The sequence below is a fragment of the Pseudonocardia terrae genome, assembly GCF_021343995.1.
GTDB lineage: Bacteria > Actinomycetota > Actinomycetes > Mycobacteriales > Pseudonocardiaceae > Pseudonocardia > Pseudonocardia terrae.
Window position 1 is genome coordinate 21865 of record NZ_JAJTTE010000042.1, and the last position, 24427, is coordinate 46291.

The following is a 24427-nucleotide window of genomic DNA, read 5'->3' on the forward strand; positions in this document are numbered from 1 at the left end:
CGCGGGTGCCGGGCGTTCATCGCCCGCTGCGCCAGTGCGGCTCGACCTCGGACCACTCCCGTTCCCACTCCGCGGCGCGCAGCCGCGCGACCCCGGCGAACGCGGCGTGCGCGAGCACCGCCACGACGAACCCCCCGACCATCAGCACGACGGCCGTACTGGCGATCGTCACGAAGACCGTCTCCGGACCGGTCAGCGGGGCACGGACGAGCTGCCCGTCCGCGGTGACCCACGCCTCGACCCGGTCCCCGGCCTGCTTCGGGCCGGCGACCTCCGTGCGCCCGACGTGCGTGATCCCGTTGCGGTCGGTCCACCGCACCCCGGCCGGGAACCGGTTGCCGCGTTCGGGCAGGACCGGGACGTTCTCGGTGAGGACCACCGCGATCGGGGTGCGGTCCCGTGCCTCGACGGCCGCCCGGTCCGCGAGGCTCCGGTGGACGCCCAGCCCGACCAGGGCCGTGGCCGCGAGGAGCCCGAGGACCATCGCGCAGACCACCCACCGGGCGAGGTCGGCGGCCCGGTCCGAGCGGCGCCGCGCCGGCCGGGGGTGCCGCCGGCCGGGCGGCGAGGCGTGGGCGTGCTCGCCGGCGCGCATCAGGACTCCTTCGGGTCGTCCTTGACGGTGTGCGCCGCGGCCGCCGGCGCGTCGGCCGACGGCGCGGGGGTGTCGACGACCGAGTCGGGATCGGCCTCGTCGCCGTAGAGGGCGGACAGGACGTGCTGTTCCTCGTCCGCGTCGGGCACCGTCGACGGTGGGGGCATGGTGGCCAGGGTCCGGTCGGTCCGCCGCGACCGGCAGGGCCGAAGGTCCGTGACGGCTCCGCGGCGGGCCCCGTCCGGCCGCCGCCGGTACGCCGTCCAGCACGGCCCAGCGGGTCCACCGGCCCTGCCGTGTCGGCCGGTCCTGCGGCAGCCTGCACGCGAGCAGACCCGACCCGCTGCGGAGCACATGATGACCCTGGTCGACCACGGGGCGCTGACCGGCTGGGACTCGCTGGTGGTCCTGCTCGCCGAGGGGACGGACCCGCCCGGCCGGCAGCCCCCGGACTGGGTGCGGAGCTGGGTCCACGACTCCGGCGCGGCCCTCGAGATCGCGCGGGGCGCCGGCCCGGGCGCTGCCGTGTCCGGTGCGGCCCTCCGCCGGCACCGTGCGGTCCTGGTGCTCCGTCCCGACGCCGCCTCCCCCCCGTACCGGGTGGTCGCCGCCGTACAGGAGCACGACGCCGACCGACCCGTCGTCGACGCAGCGGTGTCCGCCGCCAGGGCGTGCCACGGCCGGTTGCGGGTCCTGCACGCCGTACCGCGGTCGTTCGGCGAGCGCAGCGTCGGCCTCGACGAGGCGGTGGACCGGGGGCGACGGTTGGTGTCCGGCATCGGCGCGGCCGGGGAGCAGGGCGTGACGATCGGCGGTGAGCTCGTCCGGGCATGGCCGCACGAGGTCCTCGACGAGACCCTCGAGGCCGACCTGTTGGTCGTCGGCGGTGCGCGCCCGAGCGGTCCGGCCGAGCTCGGGCTCACCGCCCTCACCGCCGTGGTGCACGCGTCGTGCTCGGTGCTGGTCGTGCCCCGCGCGACCTGACCGACCCGCCCCTCAGGACGCCGCGGCCCAGACCTGTGCGGCGGCGAGGTCCGCATACGGGAAGACATGGACCTGCGGGTGCACGACGTACCCGGCCACCGAGGCGACCGCCGGAGCCACGGGGATGTCGGTGGCCAGGGCGACCCGCCCGATCTTGCCCTGGTGCCCCACCACGAACTGGACGTGCCGCACGACGCTGCCGAGGCTCGTCCAGCCGGGCACGCTGCGGACGTGCAGGACCAGGCCGCGCAGCTCGCCGTGCCGCGCCATCCAGGGGTCCACCGCCGCGGCGAGGGACTCGAAGTCCTCGATGCGCAGGGCCTCGCTCACCTCGGCGGTGGCGACGCCGGTGGTCTCGTCGAGGGCGACCTGGATCCGGGCCCCGGCGGGGAGCGCGGCGAGCCAGTCCGCGGCCGGGCTGCGGTCCGTCCTCGGGAAGACGCGCATCGGGAACGGCACCACGAACCCCGCCCACTGGGTGGGGCGGGCGACCCAGCCGAGGTTGGTGACGACCGCGACCCCGTCGTAGGCGCCGACGGTCTGCAGCCCGAGGCGGACGTCGGCGAGGACCGCGGGCGGCGTCAGCCCGCGGAAGTCGTCGTCGATCTCGATCAGGCACCGCAGCCGAGCACCGCCCGCCCTGGCCTGCTCGATCATCGGCGCGACGACGTCGTCGAAGTCCTGCGGGGTGAGGAGCCCGCCGACGCGCAGGCCGACCACGCCCGCGGGGAGACCGGCCAGCATCTCGATCATGTGATCCCTCCCGGAACCGGACGTTCAGGCGCGCGGCCGTGCGGGCGTGCCCATCTGCTCCAGGTCCGCGGCGGCGACGTCGAGCAGGTGGTGCGCGAGCTCCGAGAGGGCGCGCGCCGCCGCGAGCTCGTCACCGATCACGGGCACGTCCCGGTCGGTGGGGTTCAGCCTCGCCACTCCCACGCCGACGACCGCGTCCCCCTCGCGCGCGCCCAGCCGGGCCACCGCACGGGTCTTCCCCTCGTGCTCCTCGATGTCGATCGACACGGTCCACCGCTTCGCCTCGTTCACGACCGCCCCCTTCTCCCGGGCCGCGACCCTCCTCCGCGGTCCGCAGCGCCACGAGGGCCGACCTGCCCGCGGTCCCAGGGCCGATGAGCACCTCGGGCCGCGAGCCCGCGCGACCGCATCGACGAACGGCCCGCCCGGCTACTCCCCGTCCCGTGCGACCGCGTCGAACATCCTCGAGGCGAGGTCGAGGAAGCGGCGTTCGAGGTCGTCGGGGTCGAGACCGAGCTCGGCGGCGAACCGCTCCGACAGCAGCCCGAAGCCGTAGGACATCGAGGCGTAGACGGCGTAGAGCGCGGCGGGGTCGTCGACGGCGGGTTCCCGCGCGCCCGGCTCGGGGTCCAGCCGGCTCATCATCGCGCGGCGGGTGGTGAGCGTGCGGACCGTGTGGTCGTGGTCGAGGACGAGCATGACGATGAGCCGGATCGCCTCCCGGTAGCGGAGGGAGGCGTCGAGCGAAGTGGTGAGCCACTCCGCGGTGCCCATGTCCTCCTCGCCCGGCACCTCGTCCCGCGGCCGGGCGATCTCCCGCTTGGCCGCGGCCCGCAGCAGCTCCTGGCGGGACCCGAAGTAGTGGTAGACGAGCGCGCGGTGGACCTCGGCGCGATCGGCGATCTCCCGCAGGTTCATCCCGGCGAGCACGCCCCGCTCGCGCAGCAGGTCGACGGCGGCGTCGACGAGGAGCTGCTCGGTCGCCGCCCGCGACTGCGCCGGGCGCCCCGCGCGGCCCTGCCGGGGCTCCGGTGCACCCGCTGCTGGATCCGGCACGACCGCCTCCTCTTCCCGCGCGCGGGCGTCACCGTACAACCGGCCGCCCATCGGCTCAGCCACCCGGAGGTGCGACGACGGCGTCCCGGCCGCGGAACAGCGAGTCCGGGCTCCGGCAGGTCAATCCCCCGTCGACGACGAGCTCGGTCCCGGTCACGTAGGCGGCGTCGTCGGACGCCAGGAAGGCCACGGCCGCCGCGGCCTCCTCGGGCGACCCCTGCCGGGCGAGCGCGGGCAGCGCGGCCCGCCAGCCGAGCGTGCCGCCGTCCGTGCCCTGCTCCCGCCGCGACATGGCCGACGCGATGAGGCCCAGCACGACCGTGTTGGCGCGGACGCCGCGGCTGCCGAAGCGCACCGCGATGTGCCGGGCCAGCGCGAGCTGGGCGGCCTTCGACGTCTCGTAGCTCAGCGCGAACCCGTTGCTCCAGGAGCCCGCGACCGAGCCGACGAACACGAACGCCCCGCGGCCGCGCTCGACCATGCCCGGCAACGCCCGCTCGGCCGTGACCCAGTGGCTCCGCACGTTGACGTCCATCGCGAGGTCGTACTGCTCGACGGTCTGGCGGCCGATCGGTCCGCCCCCGCCGATGCCGACGTTGCACACGACGACGTCGAGCGGCCCGAGCCCGGCCACCGCGCGGTCGACCGCGTCCCGGCACGCCTCGGGATCCGCGGCGTCGGCCTCGATCGCGAGCCCGGGCCCGCCGAGGGCCGCGACGGTCTCCTCCGCCCGCTCCGCCGACACGTCGGTGACCGCGACCGACGCCCCCTCGGCCGCCAGGCGCAGCGCGATCGCCCGGCCGTTGCCCATCGGCAGCGTCTCGCCGGGGGCGGCGGGGCCATCGGTGCCCCCGCCGACGACCAAGGCCGTCCGTCCCGCGAACCTCATACCCGCACCTCCCCCAGCCGCTCCCGCAGCGACCGCTTGAGGATCTTCCCGCTCGCGTTGCGGGGCATGTCCTCGAAGCGGAACTCCACCGGCACCTTGTACGACGCGAGCGCCGAGCGGCAGTGCGCGCGCAGCTCGTCGGCGCCGACGGTCGTACCCGGCCGGCGCTCGACGAAGGCGACGACGATCTCGCCCCAGTGGTCGTCCGGCCGCCCGACGACCGCACAGTTCGCCACCGCCGGGTGCGCGGCGAGCACGGACTCGATCTCGACCGGGTAGACGTTCTCGCCGCCGCGGATGATCATGTCTTTCGCCCGGCCACCGAGGTAGAGGTAGCCCTCGGCGTCCCGGCGGGCCAGGTCGCCGCCCCAGAACCAGCCGTCGCGGAAGGCCGCCGCGGTCTCCTCGGGCATGTCCAGGTACCCGCTCATCAGCGTGTCCGACCGCGTGACGATCTGCCCGACCTCGCCGTCGGCGACGTCCCGGCCGTCGTCGTCGACCACGCGCAGCTCGACCCCCACGGCGGCTCGTCCGATCGAGCCCAGCAGGTGCTCGTCGCCGGCCAGGGCGCGGCGGTGGTCGGTGACGGTCAGCACGGTCTGCAGACCGGCCTCGGTGCCGGCCCCGAACGCGTTGACGAAGTCGCAGGCGAACCGGTCGCTCGCGCGGCGCAGCAACGCCGGGCTCATGGGCGCGGAGCCGTAGAGGATCGTGCGCAACGCCGTGAAGTCGGCCTCGGCGATCCGGGGGTGGTCGAGCAATGCGCTGATCATCGTCGGGACCAGGAACGCCGCCGTGACCCGCCCGCCGCCCAGCCAGCGCAGCACCGTGTCGGCGTCGAACTTCGGGAGGACCACCGAGGGGATCCCCCGCATCACGTGTCCGTAGAGCATCATCTGCCCGGCGATGTGGAACATCGGCGAGGACCCGTAGCGGACGTCGTGGTCCTGCAGGTCGTACTGCTGATGGCGGCCCGCGACCATCGCCTTGAGCATCCCCTGCGACTGCAGGACGCCCTTGGGCAGCCCGGTGGTGCCGCTGGTGAAGGCCAGGGCGACGATCTCGTCGTCCCGTACGGGCACGCCGGGATCCACGTCGGCCCCGGCGGCCACCAGGTCCTCGTGGGCCACGTCCGCACCGTCGCACGGCCCGTCGAAGCACGCGACGAGGCGCAGCGCGGGGAGCTCGGCCCGGATCTCCGCCACGATCGGTGCGTAGCGCCGGTCGACCATGAGCACGCCGGCCCCGGCGCGGTCCAGCAGGGTGCGCAGCTCGCCTGCCCGTAACCGGTAGTTGAGGGGGACGTAGACGGCCCCGAGCTTGAGGCAGGCGAAGACCGTCTCGAGGTAGCCGGACCCGTCCATGGCCAGGATCGCGACCCGGTCCCCCCGGTCGACACCCTGGGCCCGTAACGTCCGGGCCAGGCGGTTGGCCCGGGACTCCAGCTCTCCGAAGGTGACCGTCGAGCCGTCGTCGCGGAGCACCGCCGGCCGGTCGGCGCCGCGCTGGGCGCCCAGCCGGATCCAGTCGCCCATCCTCGCCACGGGTCGGACCGGACCCGGGTTCGGTTCCGCCCGCCCGGCCGGCGTCTGCACAGCCACCCCGGTCACCTCGCTCACCCGACCCTCAACGACTGGCCACCGTCGACCGGCAGCGTCACACCGGTCACGAACCGGGATTCGTCCGACCCCAGGTAGAGGGCTGCGTGGGCGACGTCCCAGGCCGTGCCCATCCGGCGTCCGAGCGGGACCTTGGCGTCGCGCAACGCGGCCCAGTCGGCCCGGCTCATACCGACCTCCGGAGCCTGTTGGTCGACACCCATGGGCGTCTCGATCAGGCCGGGCAGGATGGTGTTGGCCCGGATCCCGTGCCGTGCGTTGGCGTCGGCCACCGCGGTCGTGGCCTGCTCCACGGCCGCCTTGCTCATCTTGTAGGCGATCTGGTTCAGCGAGACCCGCGTCGCGGCCGAGCTGATGGTGACGATCGCGCCTCCGCCCCGCCGACGCATCACCGGCAGCGCAGCGCGGCACATGAGCAGCATCGACCTGGTGTTGAGCGCCATGATCCGCTCCCACACCGCGAGGTCCACCGAGGTGACGCCGCCGTCGCCGCGGTTGGTGCCGACGTTGCAGACCAGGACGTCCAACCCGCCGGCCTCCTCGTCGGCCACCCGCACCGCCTCGGCGCACACCTCCTCGGTCGTGACGTCGCCGAGCACCACCCGGGCCTTGCCGCCCTCGGCCTCGACCAGCCGGGCCGTCTCGGCGACGGACGCCTCGTCGACGTCGATCAGCACGAGGTCCGCGCCCTCACGGGCGAACAGCACGGCCATCGCCCGACCGTTCCCGATGGTCTCCCCCGGTGCCTGGCCTGCTCCGGCGATCACCGCCACCTCTCCCGCGAGCCTCACGAAGGCCATCCCGGGGTGTCGGTCTCCCGCTCCACGCCGGTGGCGTTGAGGAACCCCGCGAGCATCCGGTAGAAGCCGGGCAGCAGCAGGATCTCGACGATCGTCGGTTCGTCGAAGGCCGCTCGGAGCCGGGCCCAGGTGTCGTCGGCCAGGGTGTCCGTGCCGGAAAGCTCGTCGACGACGGTGACCAGCAGCCCCTCCTCGCCCGGCCACTCCCCCGCGTCCGGCCGGGCGAGGCGGGCGGTCTCCGCCTCGGACAGCCCGCACCTCTGTCCGATCAGCGTGTGCTGGCCGAACTCGTAGACCGACCCGGTGCGCCAGGCGCTGCGCAGGATCATGATCTCCCGCGCCCGCGGGTCGAGCCGGTTCCCCTTGAACAGGAACCGGTTGCCCAGGGACATGGCCTTGCGCATGAGCTCGGGGTTGTGGGCGAGGGTGCGGAAGATGTTGAGCGGCTCCGCGCCGCGCTGCAGGTCCGTGCGCATCCGTTCGTCGGGCGCGACGGGGGCCAGGCGCGGGGTCACGCCGTCCAGCTCTCGATGCCGGCGTCGGCCAGCGCCATCTCGCGCGCGGCCTCGACGTCGAAGTGGTTCGACGCCACGCTCCGCTGCGCGTAGAGACCACCGCCGGACAGCACGTTGGTCGCGGCGTGCCAGCCGCCGTAGGCGTCGGCGGTGTGGTCGCGGATCGCGTGGAAGACCTTGAGCCTGTTCTCGGCCGGCACGCCCGGGCGACCCTGCATGTACTTCCGGACGTAGTCGCCGGTCTGCGGGTTCTCCAGGTCACCGATGGTCGGTGCGGTGAGCAGCGATCCACCCGCGATGTCGTGGAGGTGCCGGACCATGAGGCTGTAGTTCGCCGCACCCTGGTACTTCGCGGCGTTCGTGTAGAGCTCGTTCGGGTGCACGAAGCCCTGCGGCGTGACCACGGCGTTGTGCAGGGCCGCCTCGAGCCCGGCCCGCAGCATCGTCGCGTGGATGATCATCTCGGCGAGCTTGTCCTTGATGTGCGCCACGCCGAGCAGCCCGTTCGCGTCGGCGATCAGGTGGGCGAACCCGACGAGCAGCTCGGCGTTGCGCGTCATCTGGGACACCCCGCCGATGCGCTCCCACAGCCCGAGCGAGTGCGCGAACACCGCGGCGTACTGCGGGTCGCCGTCGAGGAAGACGCGCTCCCGGGGCACGAACACGTCGTCGAACACCACGAACCCGTCGGGCATGTGGTCGTGGCTGGTGTGCGGGAAGTGTCGGACGTCCTCGCCCCGCGGGGCGTAGGACGAGTTGATGATGCTGACCCCGGAGGCGTTGACCGGGACCGCACAGGCGATGGAGTACTCCCCGGCCTCGGCGCCCATCCGCTTGGTCGGCATGACCATCAGGTCGTGGCCGTAGGAGGCGCCGGTGATGTGCAGCTTCGCACCCCGGATCACGACGCCCTCGTCGGACCGGTCGACGACGTGGACGTAGGCATCGGGATCGGTCTGCTTCTGCGGGGGACGGGCCCGGTCCCCCTTCGCGTCCGTGATGCACTCCGTGATCCGGACGTCCGCCTTCTTCGCCTGCTCGTGGTAGGCGAGGATCGCGTCGACGTGCCCCGCGCCCGCCTCCGCCAGCCGGTCCGCCGCGGTCAACAGGGCCATCAGCGACCCGAAGGTCACCCGCGTGACGATGTCCGCCTCGCTGAGGACCGGGATGAGGTCACGCAGGTCGCCGGGGCTGCGGGGCGGCGTCATCAGCAGGTTCACCGCCCCCGGCTCCGGGTTGTGGAACCGGTCGTACGTCGCCGCGGTCAGGCGCGCCGCGGTACCCATGACGGGGTGCTCGGGGATGTTCTTCACCTCCTCGCCCTCGAAGAAGGTGGCGCGCCCGTCGTTCAGGGACGCGAGGTACTCCTCACCGGTCAGCACAGGACATCTCCTCGGTCCGGTCGGACTGGGGGTACGCGAGTGAGGCGGACGCGCGACGACCGGCCGCGAACACCGGTGGCGCGAACCTCGATTCCTGTTCTACGGGTGGTTTGACAGAGTGTCAACGCTTCGCTTGACACACTGTCAACGAATTGTCGATGCTGCCCGCGCCGGTCACACGCCGGGCCAACTTTCACCCGCACGTTGACACTCCTGAACTCTTGAACGAATATCTTTAAAGTCTGAAGTGATTGAGATCATGAGGAGGCCCTATGGGGGGCGACGACCTCGTCGTGGATCACCTGTCAGTGGTCTTTCGGTCTCGCACCGGCACTCATGCCGCGGTCAGGGACGCCTCTTTCGAGGTCGGAGCCGGCCGCATGGTCGGCCTCGTCGGCGAGTCCGGCAGCGGGAAGACGGCGACCGGGCTGGCTCTGCTCGGGTTGCACGACCCGGCGACGACGACGGTCGGCGGCCGCGCGCGATTCGGCGACGTCGATCTGCTGGGCCTCTCCCCCGCCGCGGCCGACCGGCTCCGCGGCTCCGCGGTCGGGATGATCTTCCAGGACCCGATGACGGCCCTGAACCCCCTGCTCACGATCGGCACCCAGGTCAGCGAGACGATCCGGGCGCACGAAGGACTCGACCGTCGCGCCGCACGCGACAAGGCGATCGAGGTGCTCGCCCGCGTCGGGATGCCCGACCCGGCCGGTCGGTACCGCCGCTACCCGCACGAACTGTCGGGCGGCCTGCGGCAGCGGGCGATGATCGCCGCGGCCATCGCCTGCCGGCCGCGGCTGCTGGTGGCCGACGAACCCACGACCGCCCTCGACCTCACCATTCAGGCGCAGATCCTCCGTCTACTCCGCACCCTCTGCGACGAGGAGGGCATGTCCGTGCTGCTGATCACGCACGATCTCGGCGCCGTGGGCGCCGTCTGCGACGACGTGGTCACGATGTACGCCGGTGAGGTCGTCGAGATCGGACCGACGACCCGGGTCCTCGACCAGCCCCGTCACCCCTACACGGCGCGGTTGATGGCCGCCCGTCCGCGGGTGGACGGATGGGGCGAGCACCTCGACGTCATCCCCGGGCGGGTGCCCTCCCCGTCGGCCTCACCGGAGGGCTGTCTGTTCCGGCCGCGCTGTCGCGAGGCGCGCGACGAGTGCGTCGAACCGCAGAAGCTCGTGGCCCTGGGGACGAGCCGGAGCGTGCGGTGCGTGCGCGCCGCGGACCTGCACGACTCGGGTGTCGCAGCAGGGGCGGGGATCCGATGACGGCCCCGCTGCTGAGCGTCCGCGGACTGACCGTCGACTATCGGGTCGGCCGGGGGCGCCTCCGCGCCGTCGACCACGTCGACCTCGATCTCGAGCAGGGCGAGACCCTCGCCGTGATCGGCGAGTCCGGGTCCGGGAAGTCGACCATCGCGAGCGCACTGCTCCGGCTGGTTCCGGTGGCCGGCGGGTCCGTCGAGTTCGACGGCCTGGACTGGGCGTCGCTGCGCGGTGCCGCACTCCGCCGGGAGCGGCACCGCATGCAGTTCGTGCCGCAGGACGCCGGTTCCTCGCTCGACCCGCGGTGGCGGGTCCGGGAATCGGTGGCCGAACCGCTCGTCGTCGCCGGGAAGCCCCTGCGGCAGGCGCGGGAGCAGGCCGGGACGATGCTCGACCGGGTCGGCCTGGAGGGACCGCTGCAGGAGCGCTTCCCGCACCAGTTGTCCGGCGGGCAGCGGCAGCGGGTCGCCATCGCGCGCGCCCTCGTCTCGCGTCCCCGACTGGTGATCTGCGACGAGGCCGTGTCGGCGCTCGACGTCTCGTTGCAGGCCGAGATCGTGAACCTGCTCGTCGAGCTGCGGGCCGAGCGGGATCTGACGTACGTCTTCATCACCCACGACATCGCCCTGCTCCCCTACGTCGCCGATCGGGTCGGGGTGCTCTACCTCGGTCAGGTCGTCGAGTCGGGCCCGGCCCGCGACGTGCTCGTCGATCCACAGCACCCGTACACGCAGGGCCTGCTGTCCTCGTTGCCCGGCGCCCACGCCGCGGGCGGGGCCGACCGCCCCGTCCGCGGGGAGATCCCCGACCCGGCGAACCCGCCCACCGGCTGCCGGTTCCACCCGCGCTGCCCGGTGGCGGTCGACGGCTGTCCCGAGTTCGAGCCCGCGGCCGTCGCGGTGTCACCGGCCCACTCGGCCGCCTGCCACCTGCTCGGCCCGCAGTCCGAGACGCCGGGCCGCACCGCGGACCCGCTCGTCCCGCCCCCGTCGTCCCTCCTCAGAAAGGCACGATCGTGACCCCGAACCGGACAACGGCGTCCGCTGTCGTCAGGCGCGCACTGCTCGGCCTGCTGGGCGTGGCGCTGCTCGTGACAGCGGCGTGCGGCGCACCCGCGCAGGGTGGCGGCACCACCGACACCACCCTGACGGTCGCCATCAGCAACAACCCGTCCTCCCTCGATCCCCAGGCCGGACCGTCGGGCACCGACCACGTGGCGCTGTACCCGATCTACGCCACCCTGGTGGACTTCGACCCGGCGACGCTCAAGGCCACCCCGGGCCTGGCCGAGTCGTGGTCCTTCACCGATCCGACCACGTTGCAGCTGAAGCTCCGGTCCGGGCTGAAGTTCTCCGACGGCAGCCCGCTCGACGCCGCCGCGGTCAAGGCGAGCCTGGAGCGGTACCGGACCCAGACCAACAAGGCCGATCTCTCCAACGTCACCGCGGTCGACGCGCCCGACCCGACGACCGTGGTCATCCGGGAGAAGACTCCGGACAGCTCGCTGGTGCTGGTCCTGGCGGACCGCGCGGGCATGATCGTCGGCCCCACCGCCGCGAACGCCGACTTCGCCCAGAAGCCGGTCGGCGCGGGCCCGTACACCCTGGTCAGCTACAGCCCCGGTGACCGGCTCGTCCTGAAGCGGAACCCGAACTACTTCGGGACGGCGGCCCCGATGGAGAACCTGGAGATGCGGATCATCACCGATCCGAAGGCCGCGGCCAACGCCCTGCTCTCCGGCCAGATCGACTTCGCCGACAACCTCGACGCCAACGACATCCCGCAGCTGAAGAACAGCGGCAAGCTCACCGTCGAGAGCCCGGTCGGACTGTGGTTCGACATGATCTACTTCAACCTCTCCCAGAAGCCCCTCGACGACGTCCGGGTCCGCCAGGCCATCAACCTGGCGCTCGACCGGGACGAGATCATCCAGGGGACCGTCAACGGGCAGGGCGAGCCGGCCCGCCAGCCGCTGCCGACCTCGCACTGGGCCTACGACAAGGCCAACGACGGCATCTGGCCCCACGACGTGGCCAAGGCCAAGCAGCTCATGGCCGATGCGGGCTATGCCGGCGGCGTCACGCTCACCTCGGTGGCCACGGCCTCACCGCTCGAGATCCGCCGCAACGAGATCATCCGGTCGCAGCTGGCCCAGATCGGCATCGACTACAAGGTCACGCCGATGGACACCAACCAGGGCGTCTCGCTGTACTTCGAGAAGCAGGGCACCAACGCGGCGCAGTACGCCTGGTCCGGGCGTCCCGACCCGGGTCAGACCTACAACCGGCTGTTCGCGCAGAACAGCTACCAGAACCCCGGCAAGGTCGCGGTCCCCGGTCTGGACCAGGTGCTCACGCAGGCGGTGTCGACGGAGGACACGACACAGCGTGCCGCGGCCTACGCACAGGCCGACAAGCTCATCGCCGACTTCGCCCCCTACGCGCCGCTGTACTTCCGCGGCGACGTCACCGCCTACTCGACGTCGGTGACCGGCTACACGGCGAGCCTGCTGGGCAAGCCGAAGGTCGCCTTCCTGAACAAGTCGAGCGGGGCCTGATGTCCACCGCACCGGTCTCGGTGTCGCCCGTCCCGCTGCGCCCGCAGCGGGACGGGGCGGCCCGGCCGCCCGGCCGCCGCGCGGCAGCCGCACGGACCGTCGCGCTCCGGGCCGGAGCCTTCCTCGCCACGCTCGTGATGGCGACCTTCGTGGCGTTCTGGCTGATCAAGCTGGTTCCCGGTGATCCGGCGACCGCGATCGCCGGCGAGAACGCCACGCCGGAACGGCTGGCGGAGATCCGCGCGCAGCTGGGCCTCGACAAGCCCCTGCTCGCGCAGTACGGGGACTGGGCCGCGGGGGTCCTGCACGGCGACTTCGGGACCTCGCTCTACTCGGGCCAGAGCGTCGCGGGGCTGCTCGCCCAGCGCCTGCCCGTGACCCTGTCCCTGGTGTTCTGCTCGCTCCTGCTGGCCGTCGTCGTGGGCGTCGCGGCCGGCATCGTCGGTGCGGTCCGGAACAAGCGCCCCGAGGGCCGTGTCGTCACCGGCGCGGCGACGCTCGGCATCGCGATCCCGAACTTCTGGCTCGGGCTGGTCCTCGTGACCGTGTTCGCGATCTGGAACCCGTGGCTTCCCGCGACCGGGTTCTCCCGGGCCGGTGACGGCGCCGGGGAGTTCCTCCGGTTCGCGGTGCTCCCGACGCTCGCGCTCGGCGCGGCCGGGGTCGCCGAGGTGGCGCGGCAGCTCCGCGGTGCGCTCCTCGAGGTGTTCACCGCGGACTACATCCGGATGGCCCGTGCCAAGGGGATCTCGGGGACGGCGCTGCTCGTCCGGCACGCCCTGCGCAACGCCGGCGTCCCCGTCGTCACCGTGCTGGGGCTGCTGATCAACCGGCTCGTGGGCGGCACCGTCGTCGTCGAGGTCGTCTTCGCCATCCCGGGCATGGGCACGCTCGTCGTCGACGCCGTCAAACAGCGCGACTACCCCGTCATCCAGGCGGTCGTGCTGGTCATGGCCGTGATCGTGCTCGTCGCCAACGCGATCGTGGAGATCCTCTACCGCCGCATCGACCCGAGGATCAGGTTGTCGTGACCACCGTCGACACCGTCGCCGCGGCGACGTCCCCACGCGCCGAAGGCCTGCGGCGTGCCTTCGACCGCTGGCGGCACGAGGAGAAGGCCGCGCTCGTCGCCTCGATCGTCCTCGTCGTCCTCGTCCTCGTGGCGGTGCTCGCCCCCGTGCTCGCACCGCACGACCCGAACGCGCAGGAGATCGCCGACCGGCTCGCCCCGCCGTCCGCCGCGCACCTGCTCGGCACGGACGACCTGGGACGGGACGTCCTGTCCCGGCTGCTCTTCGGCGCACGGGCCTCGCTGGTCGCGTCGGTGCTCGCGATGGGGGTGGCCGTGCTCGTGGGGCTGCCCCTCGGCCTGGCCGCCGGCTTCGCGGGCGGCGTCGTCGACACCGTCCTCCGCCGGGTCCTCGACACGGTCCTGGCCTTCCCGGCGATCGTGCTCGCGATCGGCGTGACCGGCGTAGTCGGGCCCGGGCTCGTGACGTCGATGTGCGCGATCGGCATCGTCTTCGCACCGAGCGTCGCCCGGCTCATCCGCGGCCAGACGCTCTCCACCCGGGAACGGCTGTACGTCCCGGCCGCCGTCACCTACGGCTCCCATCCGCTCCGGGTCGCGGTGCGGCACGTCCTGCCGAACGCCGTCGCTCCCGTCGTGATCCAGATGTCACTGCTCATGAGCACGGCGCTGCTCGCCGAGGCGAGCCTGAGCTTCCTGGGGCTCGGCGTCCAGCCGCCGACCGCGAGCTGGGGCTCGATGCTCGGCCAGGCCTACGGCTACATGTCCCAGGCACCGACGCAGGTGTTCGCGCCCGGCATCGCGATCGTCGTGACGGCCTACTGCTTCATCGCGGTCGGGGACGCGCTGCGGCGCGAGCTCGACCCGCGCCAACAGACCTTCTGATCTCCCGCGATCCGTTCGAAAGGCGGCCCTGCGCATGTCCCTCGTGTCCTACGACGTCTCCGGTTCCGTCGCCCGCGTGACCCTGAACCGCCCCGACAACCTGAACGCGGTCAACGCCGAGCTGACCCGGGGCGTGGGCGCCGCGTTCGGTCGGGCCGTGGCCGACCCGGCGGTCCGGGTCGTGATTCTCGACGCGGAAGGCCGCGCCTTCTGCGCCGGCGCCGACCTCAAGGACCCGAACACGCATTCCGGGGACGACCTGCTGGCCCATCTCGAGCCCGCCGAGGGCAGCGGCCTGGGGGCGGTCGCGGCCTGCCCCAAACCGGTCGTCGTCGCGGCCCAGGGCTGGTGCGTCGGCGCCGGTGTGGAGCTCGTCCTGGCCGCCGACATCGCCGTCGTGGCGGACGACGCCAAGTTCTTCCTCCCCCAGGTCGCCCTCGGCATCGTGCCCGGAGCGGGCGGGATGAGCAGGCTGCTGCGCAAGGTCGGGCCGACGTGGGCGCACCGCCTGGTGATGCTCGGCGAGAAGCTGCCAGCCGAGGTCGCCCTGCGGATCGGCCTCGTCTCGGAGATCGTGCCTCGCGACACCCTCGCTCAGCGGGCCGCGGAGATCGCCGAGGTCCTCGCCGCCGCGCCCCCGGCCGCGCAGCGGCTCGCGAAGGAGTCGCTGCTCCAGGCGGCGGATCTCCCGCTCGCCGCGGCGCTGCGGGTCGACCAGTACCGCCTGTTCATGCTGAGCGACACGGCGGAGAAGAAGGAGCGGCACGCGGCCTTCGCGGCGGAGCGCAGCGCATGACCCCGCCGACGACCACACCGGAACCGTCCCCGTCCGGCATGGTGCTGCCGCCGATCGGGGAACGCACCGTCCCCCAGGTCCTCGCCGGCGCCGCGCTCCGGACACCCGATCGCCTCGCCCTCCTCGACCGCACCACCTCGCTCACCTACGGCCAGGTCTGGGACATCGCGCGGCGCCGGGCCTCGGCACTGCTCGACGTCGTCGGGATCGGCGGGCGCGTCCTGACCATGACCGACAACACTGTCGACGGGGCCCTGACCTGGCTCGGCCTGGCGTCGGGCGGCATGGCCGAGGTACCGGTCAACACCGCCTACCGCGGCGCGGTGCTCGCCCGGCAGATCCAGGACTCGGGCGCCACCGCGGCCGTGGTCGAGGCCGAGTGCCTCGACCGCTTCCTGGAGGCCGCCGACGGCAGCGCGGTGCGGACCGTCGTCGTGCGCGGGCGCGGACGCACCGGGTCGAACGGGATCACCGTCGCGGGCGGCGAACTCCTCGACGATGCCTCCCTGCCCACCTCGTTGCCCCCGGTGACCGGCACGGACCCGATGGCACTCATGTACACGTCGGGCACCACGGGACGGTCCAAGGGCGTGGTGGTCACGCAGGCCCACGCCTACACCTACGGCGCGCCGCAGCTGCTCGGCGCCGCGGGCCCCGACGACACCGCCATGGTGGTCCTGCCGCTGTTCCACGTCGGTGGGCAATGGGCGGGCGCCTACAACGCCCTGATCGGCGGGGGCGCCGCGTACATCGCACCGCGGTTCGCCGGCGAGACGTTCTGGGACGAGGCCCGCGAGCACGGTTGCACCTACGCGCTGCTCGTCGTGGCGATGGCGCAGTACCTCCATCAGCAACCACCCCGCCCGGACGACGCCGACAACACCTTCACCCGGCTCTTCGTCGCACCGGTGCTCCGCGAGGCCGAGCAGTTCGCGGCGCGGTTCGACGTCGAGATCGGCACCGGGTACGGCTCCACCGAGGCCGGCACGGTCTTCACGGCGGACTTCGGCAAGGCCCGACCGGGCGGCTGTGGCTGGCCCCGGCCCGAGCTGGAGACCCGGATCGTCGACGCGGACGACCGACCCCTGCCCGACGGCGAGACGGGCGAGCTCGTCGTGCGCACCTCCGAGCCGGCGATCATGATGAGCGAGTACCTCGGCCTGCCCGACGAGACCGCGCACGCCTGGCGTGGCGGGTGGTACCACACGGGCGACGCCATGTACGTCGACACCGACGGCCAGTACGTCTACGTCGACCGGCTCGGCGACGCGATCAGGCGGCGGGGCGAGAACGTGCCCTCCGCCGACGTCGAGTCGGCCCTGAACGCGCACCCCGCGGTGTTCGAGTGCGCCGTCGTCGGCGTCCCGGGCGAGTCCGAGCACGAGGTCCTCGCCGCAGTGGTCCTGCGGCCGGGGCACGAGCTCGACAGGACGGATCTGATCGTCTGGGCGGCGGAACGCCTGCCGCACTTCATGGTGCCCCGCTACGTGCGCGTCGTCGACGAGCTCGAGCGGACCCCCAGCGGGAAGATCCGCAAACGACCGCTCCGCGAGGACGGCGTCGCGGACGCCTGGGACCGCGAGGCGGCGGACGTGCACGTGGGCCGCCAGGGCGTCCGGATCGGTGGCTCGTGAGCGGGCCCATGGACGGCGTCCGGGTCGTCGAGATGGCGCGGGTCCTCGCCGGGCCGACGGTGGCGCAGCTGATGGCCGAGTACGGTGCCGACGTCATCAAGGTCGAGCCCGCACCCGCCGGGGACCCCGCTCGCGGGCTGCCCTACCTCCGCGACGGCCGGTCCGGCTACTACATCCAGGCGAATCGGGGGAAGCGCAGCGTCTGCCTGGACTTCCGCTCGGACGAGGGCAAGGCGTTGATCCTCGACCTGGCGCGGCACAGCGACGTGCTCGTCGAGAGCTTCCGGCCCGGGGTGCTGGCCGAGATGGGCCTGGGCTGGGAGGTGCTCCGCGAGGTCAACCCGCGCCTGGTGCTCTGCTCCGTGACCGGGCTCGGCTACGGGGGGCCCCTGTCGCACAAGCCGGGCTACGACACGATCGGCGCCGCGATGTCGGGGGTCGCCCATGTCAGCGGACCCGTCGGCGGCCCACCGATGCTGCCCGGCCCCGCGATGGGGGACGCCGCCACCGGTGTCTACGGCTTCGGCGGGGTTGCGGCCGCCCTGTTCCAGCGCGAACGGACCGGGCTCGGTGAGTGGGTCCAGGTCTCCCTGCTCGACACCTACATCGCCTTCCACGAGATCAACATCCAGGCGTACAGCGGGTCTCGCGGCACCCAGGTGCCCGAGGCGAGCGGCAACTACCACGCGACCGTGTGCCCCGCCGGCTTCTTCCGGTGCCGGGACCGGTACCTGTTCGTCGCCTGCGTCTCGCCGGGCGACTGGCCGCGGATCGCCACCGCGATCGGACGACCCGAGCTTTCAGAGGCACGCGGGTACGCGACCAACGACGAGCGGGCAGCCCACCGCGAGGAGGTCAACGCCCTCATCGAGGACTGGCTCGCGACCTTCGCCGACCCGGAGGAGGCGATCCGCGTCCTCACCGAGCACCGCGTGGCCTGCGAGCTCATCCGGACCCTCCCCGAGGCCCTCACGCACCCGCACAACCTCGCGCGGCGGGTCGTCCGGGAGGTCCCGGACGAGGTGTGGGGATCGCTCACGGTCCCCGGTCTGCCGATCCGCTTCGCGGGCATGACCGAACGCGACCTGCGCGCCCAGGAGCTGGGCGCCGACAATAGAACCGTGCTGCGGGAGGTCCTGGACCTCGACGACGCGCGGATCGACGAGCTCGAGAGAGCGCACGTACTGCACGGGCCGGCAACCCGGACCCCCGACCTGATCGAGGAGCCCTCGTGAACTACGGACTGTCGATCCCCCTCGGCGGCCGGACGCTGAAGGACCACGCCGCCGTGCTCGACCGGGCGGTGATGGCCGGCTACACGGACGTCTGGAGCAGCGAGGTCAACGGGCACGACGCCTTCACCCCGCTCGCCCTCGCGGCCCAGCGCTACCCCGGACTCCGGCTCGGCACGGCGATCACCCCCGCCTACACCAGGTCGCCCGCGCTGCTGGCGATGAGCGCGGCCTCGCTGGCCGACTCCACCGACGGCCAGGTCCTGCTCGGCGTCGGCTCGTCGTCCGACGTGATCGTCGAGCGCTGGAACGGCGTGCCCTTCCACGATCCCTACGGCCGCGTCCGGGACGTGGTGTCGTTCCTCGACCGCGCCCTCACCGGCGAGAAGGTCGACATGGAGACGCCCAGCTTCACGATCAAGGGCTTCCGGCTCGGCGTGGTTCCGCAGAACCGGCCGAAGGTCCTGGTCGCAGGCCTCCGACCGGGGATGCTCCGGCTCGCCGGGCGTCGGTCGGACGGGGCGATCCTCAACTGGCTCTCGCCCGACGACGTCCGCACGGTGGTGCCCTACGTGTACGAGGGCCGCTCGACCGCCCCCGAGATCGTCGCGAGGCTGTTCGTCGTCTGCTCGTCGGACGTCGACAGGGTCCGGGAACACGCCAAGCGCGCCATCGCCGCGTACCTCAACGTCGAGGCCTACGCGAAGTTCCACGAGTGGCTCGGGCGTGGCGACGAGCTCGCCGAGATGTGGGGCGCCTGGCGGGCCGGCGACCGCAAGGCGGCACTGGCCGCCATCCCGGACTCGCTGGTCGACGAGCTGTTCATCCACGGCGACGCCGCCGCCTGCCGCTCGCGCATCCAGGACTACGTCGACGCCGGGATCACGACGCCGATGCTCGCCATCACCAACCTCGACGGCGACGCGGCCGACCTCATCGACCAGCTGGGACGCCGGGCGACCGACACCACCGACACCGGTGACTCCGCCCGCCCTGTGACCGCCCGCACCGGAGCCGCCGCCCGGCCCGTCGACCCGATCGTGGCCCAGGACCGGCAGCGCTGGGGCGAACTCGGATGGCCTCAGCCGACCGCCATGAGCGCCTTCATGTCGCTGTTCCGGACGCACGAGCGCGTCCTCGAGACGGTGCGCAAGGCCCTCAAGCAGCACGGGCTCTCGATCACCGAGCACTCGGCGCTGCTGCACCTTGCGATGGCCCCCGACCACAGCAGCCCGCTCAGTCGCATGGCCGAGCGCCTGCTGATCTCCCCCGCCCGCTGCAACTACGTGGTGAACCGGCTCGAGGGTGAGGGCTGGGTCGAGCGCAAGCCGCACCCCGCCGACGGCCGGAGCACCCTCGCCGTCCTGACCCAGAGCGGCGCAGCGAAGGTCGACCGCTCGATCGCGGCCGTCGACGGAATCGGCTTCGGCTTCCCCGGCGCCCGGGAGCAGGAGCTGAACGACCTCGTCGACGCGTTGGCCGCCTGCGAACGGGTGGACGACGAGCTGAAGGGAGACGCCGACCGACCTGCGCCCGTGGCCGTGGCGGGCGACTGAGCCGCTCGCCCGCGCTCACCCCACCGTGACGTCGTGCCAGGTCGACCGCCGGAATCCCCGGGCCCACGTCGCCACCGGCTCGCGTCCGCCGCCGTGGACCACGACGAGGTACTCGGCCATCGGGGGGAGCGCGAGGGCGAACTCGCCGCGGCCGTCCGCGATCGTGAGACCGATCTGCTGGCCGGTGGGGTCGAACACGCTCACGGTGGCGCCCGGGAGAGGCACGCCGTCGGCGTCGCGCACCGTTCCGTGCACGCCCGGTGCGTCCGTCGGCGGTGCCGGGACCGGGCGTCGCTCGACGACGGAGGCGACGACCGGTCCGGCGGCGTGCCGGGGGGCGGAAACAGCCGGGGCCGAGCTGGACGGCACGGAGGTGGACGGGACAGAGCTGGACGGCGGCGCCGAGGTCAGCGGCGCGCCGACGGTCCAGGTCTCCCGTGCGTGGGCGGGACGGCGCCCGTTCCCGCTCTGCGCCGGCACGACGACCGGGATGCCGGCCCGGTCGGTGTCGGTGTCGGCGTTGGTGTCGGTGTTGGTCTCGGTGTCGGTCTCCGGGTCGTCCGGTCCCGCCACCGCGGGTGGAGCCCCGGCGTCCTCGTCCTGGAGGTCGTCCCCCGGGACGGCCCTCCGCCGCCCGCGCGCCCGCTCCACGAGCAGGTAGAGCACCGGCACGAGGACCAGCGTCAGCAGCGTGGACGAGATCAGCCCGCCGATGACGACGACCGCCAGGGGCTGCGAGATGAACACCCCTCCGCCCGTCAGGCCGAGGGACATCGGGACGAGCGCGCAGATCGTCGCGACGGCCGTCATGATGATCGGCCGCAGCCGCTGCACCGCCCCCTCGACGACCGCCTCGCGCACGCCGAGCCCGGCCCGTCGGCGCTGGTTGACCAGGTCGATGAGCACGATCGCGTTGGTCACCACGATCCCGACCAGCATGAGCATGCCGATCAGTGCGGGCACGCCGAGCGGGGTGCCGGTGAGCAGGAGCAGCCCGATCGCGCCCGTCGCCGCGAACGGCACCGAGACCAGGAGGAGCAACGGCTGCACGAGGCTCCGGAAGGTCGCGACCATCACCAGGTACACGGCGGCCACCGCGGCGAGGAGGGCCAGGAAGAGCTGCCGGAAGGCGTCGCTCTGCTGGGTGCTGACCCCGCCGATCTCGGCGGTCGCGCCCGACGGGAGCCGCAGGCCGTCGACGACGGTCCGCAGGTCGCGGCTGGCCGCGCCGACGTCGTCACCGGTGGGCCGGGCGGTGATCGTCGCGGCCTGCACGCCGTCCGTATGCGTCACCGTGGGGCGGGTCGTGGTCTCCATGACGGTCGCCAGGTCCGACAGCGGCACCGGGCCGCGGGCGGTCGGCAGGGTCAGCGCCCGCAGCTGCCCGGCGTCCGCCGGGGCCTGCCCGGTCCGGACGACGACGTCCTGGGCCACACCGTCGATCGTCACCTGCCCGGCGCTGCTGCCCCGCAGCGCCGCCGTGACGGCCTGCCCGACCTGCGACTCCGTCAGCCCGGTCGCGGCCGCCTTCTGCCGGTCGACCCGGACGTCGATCGCGGGCTGGTCCGCGGCGAGGTCGTTGCGGACGTCGGTCACGCCCGCGATGCCGGCGACGGCTTGCTGGACCTGCCCGGCGGCGTCGGCGAGCACCTGCGGGTCGTCGGCCCGCACCGAGACCTGCAGGTTGCCGGAGCCGAGCCCGCCCTGACCGCCGGACACGGTGATCTCACCGATCTGGTCCGTGCCGCCGAGGCCCGCGATCCGGGTACGCAGGTCGTCCTGCACGGTCGTGGCGTCGGCGCCGTCGGCGAGGGTGATCGAGAAGCGCGTCGGGGAGGTGCCGCCGGCGGGGCCCGCGCGGCCGAGGCCGCCGCCCGTCGAGCCGACCGTGACCTGGTAGCTCGCCACCCCCGGCGTGCCCTCGACGACACCCTCGACCCGCTTCGCGGCGGCGTCGGCGGCGGGCAGCCCGGTCCCGGCGGGCAGTTCCTGGGTGACCGAGACGGTGTTGCCGCCGGTGTCGCCGAGGAAGTTCGTGGTCAGCCGCGGGACCAGGGCCACGGTCCCGGCGAGGATCAGGACGGCGATCCCGAGCGACAGCACCGGCCTGCGCAGCGCGCCGGTCAGGATCGGGAGGTAGCCCCGCTGCAGGCGCGTGGTCTTCTCGGGTGTGGCGTCCGTGGCGGCCGAGGCGGGATCGGACTCGGAATCAGGAGCGGGGTCCACCGGCGCCTCGCGGGACCGCAGCACCACCGAGGCCAGCACGGGGACCACGGTCAGCGAGACCACGAGCGAGGCGAGCAGCGCGGCCGAGACCGTCACGGCGAAGGGCCGGAACAGCTGCCCCACCTGCCCGCCGACCAGCCCGATCGGCGCGAAGACCGCGACGGTCGTCAGGGTCGAGGCGGTGATCGCCCCGGCCACCTCGCGCACGGCCTCCACGACGCGCCGCGCGGTCGGTCTCCGCGCGCCCACGTGCCGTTTGATGTTCTCGATCACGACGATCGAGTCGTCGACCACGCGCCCGACGGCCACGGTCAACGCCCCGAGGGTCAGGATGTTGAGCGTGTAGCCGCCGAGGTAGAGCACGATCATCGCGATCAGCACCGACAGCGGGATCGACACCGCGGTGACCAGCGTCGCGCGCACGCTCAGCAGGAACAGCAGGATGACGAGCACCGCGAAGGCCAGCCCGAGCAGGCCCTCCGTGGTCAGCGACTCGACGGACTGCGTGATGAACGGCGCCTGGTCGAACACGACGGTGGCCTGCGCGTTCTGCGCGGCGCCGCCGAGCGCGTCGGTGATCCGGCCCAGGTCGTTCCGGACCTCGTCGGACACGGACACGGTGTTCGCGTCGGGCAGCTTGACCACGCTGATCCCGATGCTGGGCTGCCCGTTGGTACGGGTGTAGCCGGTGGCCGGGGCCGGCTGGGAGGTCACGGTCGCGATGTCGCCGAGGCGCACCGGGGCGCCACCGCGGCCCGTGGCGCCCGTACCCGGGCCGCCGACGTAGAGGTTGCGCACGTCGTCGAGCGAGGTGATCGGGCTGCCGACCTCGACGGTCAGGGGGTTCGTGTCCGGGGTGAGCTGCCCGGCGGGGATGCGCACGCCATTGGCCTGCAGGACCTGGCCGATCGACGCGACCGCGACACCGCGCGCGGCGGCCGCGGCGGGGTCGACGTCGATCACCACCTGGTCCTGGGCGAGCCCGGTCAGCCCGACCGACGACACCCCGGCGAGGCCCTGCAGGTAGGGCTGGACCTCGTCGCGGAGGACCTCGCCGATCCGGTCCGGGCCGAGGTTCGACGAGACCGCCAGCTGGACGACCGGGAGGTTGTCGAGGCCGCCCGTCACGATCTGCGGGGTGACGTCGGTGGGCAGCTTCACACCGTCGAGGGCGCGCTGCAGCTGCGAGCGGAACGTGTCCTGGTCGGTCCCGTAGTCCAGGGACAGCGTGACGACCGAGGAGCCCGAGCTGCTCGTCGAGCTGGTGCCCGTGACGCCGGTGAGGTTACCGACGGCCTTCTCGATCGGGGTCGTGACCTGATCCGCGACGGTGGCGGCCGAGGCCCCGACGTACTGCGTGGCCACCGAGGCGACGGGCACGTCCAGCGACGGGAACAGCTCCTGCCGCAGCGAGGTCGTGCTGACGACACCGAAGACCACGAGGGCGATCGTCACGAGCGCGACGATCGCCCGGTTGCGCAGGCTGAGACGGGCGAGCCAGGTCATCGAGGCCTTCCGGGGCGGGGAGCGGGAACGCGAGTAGATCCCACGCGGAGCCGGGCCGGAAATCGGTTGCTGAGGACGGACTGAGTCGCGAGGTCCCGGCACCCCTTCTGTACCGTGGTCGTTCATGTCGTCGTCACCGTGGAGGGGACCGCAGGTCCAGGTGACCGTGCACCGTCACGGCTTCGGTGGGCACGAGGCCGTGGTCGTCCGGATCGTCGGCGAGATCGACGACGACACCGGCGGTCGGGTCCGGGCCGCCTTCGCCGAGGCGTTCGCGACCGGCCTGCCGACCGTCGTGGTCGACCTCACCGGCGTCACGCTCCTCGCCTCCCAGGGCATCGCCGACCTGCTGCTGGCCCGGCGCAGTGCCGCGTCCACCGGAACGGCGCTGCACCTCGTCGCCGGCGAGAACCCGCGTGTCCTGCGGCCACTCCACCTCACCGGCGTCGCCGACGTCCTCGGCCTCTGCCGCGGCCTCGACGAGGTCGTCCGGCGCGGCCCGGAGTCGCAGGCGGGCTGAGCGGACGAACGGCGCCGGGCGGGTTGGAGCGGCGCTGAGCGGGAACCTGTCGCTCTCGACGACAGGGAGGTAGGCGCATGAAGATCGGGATCTTCGTCCTGCGGGCCGTGATCGGGCTGCTGTTCCTGGGGCACGGGCTGCAGAAGCTGACCGAGCGGTTCGGCGGGCACGGCCTCACGCAGACCGCGGCCGGGTTCGAGGCCATGGGCCTGCGCCCGGGCCGGCAGAACGCCATGGCCGCGGGCGTCTCGGAGGCGGCCGGGGGCGCCCTGCTCGCCGCCGGGCTCGCCACCCCGCTCGCCACCGGCCTGATCACGGGGACGATGGGCTCCGCTGTCTACCACGTGCACGGGCCGAAGGGGCCGTGGGCGACGCAGGGCGGCTGGGAGTACAACGCCGTGATCCTGGCCGCGGCGTTCGCGATCGCCGACACCGGGCCGGGCGGGCTGTCGCTCGACCACGCGCTGGGCATCGAGCGCTCGGGGTGGCGGGTCGCCCTCGCCCAGCTCGTGGCCGGCCTCGTCGGCTCGGCGGTCGTGGCGGCGCGGGCGACGGCACCCGCCCCCGTCCCCACCGCCGTGCCGGCCGCCGACGGCGCGGACACCTGAGCAGGTCGCG

At 73.2% G+C, this 24427-nt stretch carries 23 protein-coding genes; 12 read left to right on the forward strand and 11 right to left on the reverse strand.

The features are described from left to right. Window positions 1-16: 16 nt before the first annotated feature. Both LWC33_RS24660 and LWC33_RS24665 read right to left on the reverse strand, forming a co-directional pair. Window positions 17-595 carry an Rv1733c family protein gene (locus tag LWC33_RS24660; protein ID WP_233306915.1) on the reverse strand — a complete coding sequence of 193 codons (579 nt, stop codon included), beginning with the start codon at window positions 593-595 and terminating at the stop codon, window positions 17-19. After that, window positions 595-762, reverse strand: a complete 168-nt coding sequence (locus LWC33_RS24665; protein ID WP_233306916.1) for a hypothetical protein — start codon at window positions 760-762, stop codon at window positions 595-597. Before LWC33_RS24665 ends, LWC33_RS24660 begins: the two co-directional genes overlap by 1 nt. A gap of 190 nt (window positions 763-952) precedes the next feature. On the opposite strand from LWC33_RS24665, the gene LWC33_RS24670 reads away from it, so the two are divergent. Further along, entirely contained in the window at window positions 953-1579 is a 627-nt protein-coding gene (locus LWC33_RS24670) for a universal stress protein (RefSeq protein ID WP_233306918.1), read from the forward strand. Window positions 1580-1591: 12 nt separating this feature from the next. On the opposite strand, the gene LWC33_RS24675 is transcribed toward LWC33_RS24670, so the two are convergent. From LWC33_RS24675 to LWC33_RS24710, 8 genes are all read right to left on the reverse strand, one after another. After that, window positions 1592-2332 (reverse strand): SpoIIAA family protein, encoded by a 741-nt coding sequence (locus tag LWC33_RS24675; RefSeq protein WP_233306919.1) that lies wholly within the window; start codon window positions 2330-2332, stop codon window positions 1592-1594. Window positions 2333-2356: 24 nt separating this feature from the next. After that, window positions 2357-2623, reverse strand: a complete 267-nt coding sequence (locus tag LWC33_RS24680) for a DUF1876 domain-containing protein (RefSeq protein ID WP_233306920.1) — start codon at window positions 2621-2623, stop codon at window positions 2357-2359. A 138-nt stretch (window positions 2624-2761) separates the two neighbouring features. After that, entirely contained in the window at window positions 2762-3388 is a 627-nt protein-coding gene (locus LWC33_RS24685; RefSeq protein WP_233306922.1) for a TetR/AcrR family transcriptional regulator, read from the reverse strand. A gap of 55 nt (window positions 3389-3443) precedes the next feature. After that, window positions 3444-4277 (reverse strand): SDR family NAD(P)-dependent oxidoreductase, encoded by an 834-nt coding sequence (locus LWC33_RS24690; protein ID WP_233306924.1) that lies wholly within the window; start codon window positions 4275-4277, stop codon window positions 3444-3446. Next, the gene (locus LWC33_RS24695) at window positions 4274-5812 is read right to left on the reverse strand and encodes a class I adenylate-forming enzyme family protein (protein WP_233306993.1); all 1539 of its coding nucleotides are present in this window, start codon (window positions 5810-5812) and stop codon (window positions 4274-4276) included. The genes LWC33_RS24690 and LWC33_RS24695 overlap by 4 nt, the downstream gene beginning before the upstream one ends. 80 nt (window positions 5813-5892) lie before the next feature. Beyond that, on the reverse strand, window positions 5893-6687 hold the full coding sequence (locus tag LWC33_RS24700) for an SDR family NAD(P)-dependent oxidoreductase (protein ID WP_233306926.1): 795 nt from the start codon (window positions 6685-6687) through the stop codon (window positions 5893-5895). Further along, the gene (locus tag LWC33_RS24705; protein ID WP_233306927.1) at window positions 6684-7211 is read right to left on the reverse strand and encodes a carboxymuconolactone decarboxylase family protein; all 528 of its coding nucleotides are present in this window, start codon (window positions 7209-7211) and stop codon (window positions 6684-6686) included. The genes LWC33_RS24700 and LWC33_RS24705 overlap by 4 nt, the downstream gene beginning before the upstream one ends. After that, window positions 7208-8593, reverse strand: coding sequence for a 4-hydroxyphenylacetate 3-hydroxylase N-terminal domain-containing protein (locus LWC33_RS24710; RefSeq protein ID WP_233306929.1), 1386 nt, complete (start codon window positions 8591-8593; stop codon window positions 7208-7210). The genes LWC33_RS24705 and LWC33_RS24710 overlap by 4 nt, the downstream gene beginning before the upstream one ends. A 272-nt stretch (window positions 8594-8865) precedes the next feature. Between LWC33_RS24710 and LWC33_RS24715 the strand changes: the two genes are divergently transcribed. From LWC33_RS24715 to LWC33_RS24755, 9 genes are read left to right on the forward strand one after another with little or no spacing between them, the layout of a single operon-like run. Next, window positions 8866-9870, forward strand: coding sequence for an ABC transporter ATP-binding protein (locus LWC33_RS24715; RefSeq protein WP_255692716.1), 1005 nt, complete (start codon window positions 8866-8868; stop codon window positions 9868-9870). Beyond that, on the forward strand, window positions 9867-10886 hold the full coding sequence (locus LWC33_RS24720) for an ABC transporter ATP-binding protein (protein ID WP_233306935.1): 1020 nt from the start codon (window positions 9867-9869) through the stop codon (window positions 10884-10886). The genes LWC33_RS24715 and LWC33_RS24720 overlap by 4 nt, the downstream gene beginning before the upstream one ends. Next, a complete protein-coding gene (locus LWC33_RS24725) occupies window positions 10883-12424 on the forward strand; it encodes an ABC transporter substrate-binding protein (RefSeq protein ID WP_233306943.1) in 1542 nt (513 codons plus the stop codon). Before LWC33_RS24720 ends, LWC33_RS24725 begins: the two co-directional genes overlap by 4 nt. Next, on the forward strand, window positions 12424-13455 hold the full coding sequence (locus LWC33_RS24730; RefSeq protein ID WP_233306944.1) for an ABC transporter permease: 1032 nt from the start codon (window positions 12424-12426) through the stop codon (window positions 13453-13455). Before LWC33_RS24725 ends, LWC33_RS24730 begins: the two co-directional genes overlap by 1 nt. Then, the gene (locus LWC33_RS24735) at window positions 13452-14339 is read left to right on the forward strand and encodes an ABC transporter permease (RefSeq protein WP_233306946.1); all 888 of its coding nucleotides are present in this window, start codon (window positions 13452-13454) and stop codon (window positions 14337-14339) included. The genes LWC33_RS24730 and LWC33_RS24735 overlap by 4 nt, the downstream gene beginning before the upstream one ends. Window positions 14340-14373: 34 nt before the next feature. Then, the gene (locus LWC33_RS24740; RefSeq protein WP_233306948.1) at window positions 14374-15135 is read left to right on the forward strand and encodes an enoyl-CoA hydratase/isomerase family protein; all 762 of its coding nucleotides are present in this window, start codon (window positions 14374-14376) and stop codon (window positions 15133-15135) included. After that, on the forward strand, window positions 15132-16769 hold the full coding sequence (locus LWC33_RS24745; protein WP_233306949.1) for an AMP-binding protein: 1638 nt from the start codon (window positions 15132-15134) through the stop codon (window positions 16767-16769). The genes LWC33_RS24740 and LWC33_RS24745 overlap by 4 nt, the downstream gene beginning before the upstream one ends. Continuing rightward, window positions 16766-18004: a CaiB/BaiF CoA transferase family protein gene (locus tag LWC33_RS24750; protein WP_233306951.1), complete on the forward strand. Its 1239-nt coding sequence runs from the start codon at window positions 16766-16768 to the stop codon at window positions 18002-18004. Before LWC33_RS24745 ends, LWC33_RS24750 begins: the two co-directional genes overlap by 4 nt. After that, a complete protein-coding gene (locus tag LWC33_RS24755) occupies window positions 18001-19557 on the forward strand; it encodes an LLM class F420-dependent oxidoreductase (protein ID WP_233306953.1) in 1557 nt (518 codons plus the stop codon). The genes LWC33_RS24750 and LWC33_RS24755 overlap by 4 nt, the downstream gene beginning before the upstream one ends. Window positions 19558-19572: 15 nt before the next feature. On the opposite strand, the gene LWC33_RS24760 is transcribed toward LWC33_RS24755, so the two are convergent. Next, window positions 19573-23289: an efflux RND transporter permease subunit gene (locus LWC33_RS24760; RefSeq protein WP_233306955.1), complete on the reverse strand. Its 3717-nt coding sequence runs from the start codon at window positions 23287-23289 to the stop codon at window positions 19573-19575. A 124-nt stretch (window positions 23290-23413) separates the two neighbouring features. Between LWC33_RS24760 and LWC33_RS24765 the strand changes: the two genes are divergently transcribed. Both LWC33_RS24765 and LWC33_RS24770 read left to right on the forward strand, forming a co-directional pair. After that, window positions 23414-23809 (forward strand): STAS domain-containing protein, encoded by a 396-nt coding sequence (locus tag LWC33_RS24765; protein WP_233306956.1) that lies wholly within the window; start codon window positions 23414-23416, stop codon window positions 23807-23809. A gap of 77 nt (window positions 23810-23886) precedes the next feature. Further along, window positions 23887-24417, forward strand: coding sequence for a DoxX family protein (locus LWC33_RS24770; RefSeq protein WP_233306958.1), 531 nt, complete (start codon window positions 23887-23889; stop codon window positions 24415-24417). The last annotated feature ends 10 nt before the right edge of the window (window positions 24418-24427 follow it).